Here is a 2,538-nt window from a genome sequence, read left to right on the forward strand (position 1 = left end):
TTTTATCGGTGTTGATATAATCCACGCCCAGTTTCATCATCGTTTTCCAGGCGTTTACATCGTCGGGCGTGGCCCAGAAACGGAACTTCTTGCCCAATGCATGCGACCGGGCGATCACTTTTTCCATCTTCGCGAGGTCTTCGGCAACGGGGATTCCCTTTCCATTCCACTGGCTGTAAAGCCGGAAATTGTCGCTGATGAGCGCAACTTTCTTCAATTCATCCGCGGTGTAAGGCACGCCCGGGCGCCCGTCGAAAAGGATGCAGGGCGGGAAGGATGGCCATTGTGCCTGTGGGGGCCGGTTCCCGCTGATGGCGAACGTCAGCCTGGGATGGCTCATCAGCTCCGGGAAATCGCGCAGCTGGCGAAGGAATGCGTCCATTGTGGCAGCCGCTTCCGTTTTAAAATCAACCAGGATCTGCAGTTGCTGTTTCGTTTCGCCGAACACGCCGGCTTTTGCGAGGGCCTTCTCCCGCAAGGGCTCCAGGTAAATCCTGCGCAGGGTTTTGGCGGTATCGATCTCTGCAGGCGTATGCGCTACATACAGCTCGCCGTCTTTCAGGAATACATCCGCCTCTATCGACCCGAAGTGCAGCGAAAACGCTTTTTCGAACGGGATCGCCTGCAGGTAATCGTTGTGGGAATGCGCGTTGCCCGCGGTGTACTGTGCCTTTGCGGCCGCAAGGCAGCAAAAAAGCAGGAAGGAAGTGAAAATGTGTTTCATCGGTCTTTTAAAAATAGCAAACTCCCGCTTATAACGGGAGTTTGCAGTAAATGGTAATATCCGGAGGATCGTTATTTCCAACCGGCGTTCTGGAAGATGAGGCCGCCGCTGTTGTCTATTTCGCTTTGCGGTACGGGCCAGATATGATGTTTCGTGGGATCGAAGGCGCGTGCGGGCCAGATTTCCACGCCGCCAACGCCGTGTAGCGGTTTGGCATAAGCTGCCTGCGCATCCCCCCAGCGTACCAGGTCGTAGTGGCGGTTGGCCCATTCGCCGGCCAGCTCCAGCCTGCGCTCTTTCTTCAGGTCGGCCATGGTGGCGTTGGTGAGGTTGCCGAGCCCCGTGCGCTTGCGTACTGCGTTCAGCTCGGTATCCGCATTCTTGCCCTGCATGAGGCGCGCCTCGGCTTTGATGAGGTAAATCTCGGCGTAACGCAGCAACGGCAGGCAGAGGTCGGTGGTGGGATGGTCGCCGTTGTTGCTGGCGCGATCGCCGCCGGGATAAGAGAACGGCTCCATGTATTTGTTGAACTGGTATCCGCTGAGGCTATTCAACGAATGATACGTCATGGAATCGCCCCAGAACTTGAACCGGTCGCCGGGCGCCAGGATGGTGGCGGCGCGGCGCTTGTCTACAGGGTCGTAGCTGTCATACAGCTCTTTGGTGGGCATGTAATATCCCCAGCCGTTGTATTTGCCCCAGCCTTTGTTTTCGAGCATCACACCGGGCAGAATGCTGCCGAAGCCGCCCTGGCCCTGCGATGTGGAGTATGCGCTCCAGATGTATTCGGAAGTCCAGTTATTCGCGATGGTGAACACATCGGAAAATTTATCCAGCAGCTGATGGCGGCCGCTGAGGATAACCGAATCGCAATACGCTTCCGCTTTTGCCCAGTCTTTTTTGTAGAGGTACATCTTGGCGAGGTAGCCGAGGGCGGCCGACTTGTGCGGACGGCCATAATCCGCCTTTGCCAAATCCTGGAACCAGGGCAGGTGAGCCGATGCCTGTTTCAGCTCGCTTTCGATGTAATCCCAGTTGGCGGCGATGTTCGCGGCGCGGGGAATGGGCTTTTCGTCGAGGGGTACGTCGCGGCGCACGATGGGCACCCCGGCTTTATCGTCGGCATATGCATACGCGAGCTCGAAATACATCAGGCCGCTCATAAAGTAAGCCTCGCCGATCACGCGGCGCTTGGTGGCCTCGTTCATGGTGATGGCGGGCACCCGGTTGACGACGTCGTTGGCGCGTTTGATAACGGTGTATCGCATCCGCCACTGGCCCTCAGTGTAGGAACCGCCGATGAAGGTCCGGTTGAAGTTTTTGATGTTGTCGCCTTCCGCTTTGACGCGGCCCGTCACCATATCGTCGCTCGCGTTGATGAACCACCAGTACCCCCGGCCGTAGAAGTTCTCGTCGTCCATAGGGAGGTACATGGAATTTGCGCCGGAAATGGCGTCCAGCTCGGATTTCCAGAAGTTGTTGGTGGTAGGGGTGCCTTCCGGCGAAATTTCCAGTTCTTTGGTGCAGGATGCGGCGAGCCCCAGCACTACGGCCCCTGCGAACATATATCGGATCACTGATTTCATGATAGTCCGGAATTTTTTCGGTTAAAAGTTTACGTTCAGTCCTACGGTTACGTTTTTCGCCTGCGGATAGCGGCCTTTGTCGATGCCGTATTCATCCAGCCCCACTTCCGGGTCGAAGCCTTTGTACTTCGTGAAGGTGAGCAGGTTGTTGCCGGTTACGTACAGGCGCACCTGGCCGATGCCGGCGCGGCGCAGCACGCTGGCGGGAACGGTGTAGCCCAGGGTTAC

General features: G+C 57.1%; 3 protein-coding genes. All 3 read right to left on the reverse strand.

Annotated features, from left to right (window positions below; all coding sequences use genetic code 11):
* The coding region (locus Q0510_RS12605; RefSeq protein ID WP_298712062.1) for a phosphatidylinositol-specific phospholipase C/glycerophosphodiester phosphodiesterase family protein at positions 1 to 724 on the reverse strand (724 nt) is incomplete at its 3' end.
* 71 nt (positions 725 to 795) lie between these two features.
* Positions 796 to 2,310: a RagB/SusD family nutrient uptake outer membrane protein gene (locus tag Q0510_RS12610; RefSeq protein WP_298712064.1), complete on the reverse strand. Its 1,515-nt coding sequence runs from the start codon at positions 2,308 to 2,310 to the stop codon at positions 796 to 798.
* A 21-nt stretch (positions 2,311 to 2,331) separates the two neighbouring features.
* Positions 2,332 to 2,538, reverse strand: a 207-nt coding sequence (locus tag Q0510_RS12615; RefSeq protein WP_298712066.1) for a hypothetical protein, incomplete at its 5' end; no start/stop codon positions are given.

Source organism: uncultured Chitinophaga sp. (genome assembly GCF_937874145.1).
Classification (GTDB): domain Bacteria; phylum Bacteroidota; class Bacteroidia; order Chitinophagales; family Chitinophagaceae; genus Chitinophaga.

Bases quoted from the DNA above. Each gene is read 5' to 3' on its own strand.
- Q0510_RS12610 (WP_298712064.1), bottom strand. From the start codon at position 2,310: ATGAAATCAGTGATCCGATATATGTTCGCAGGGGCCGTAGTGCTGGGG.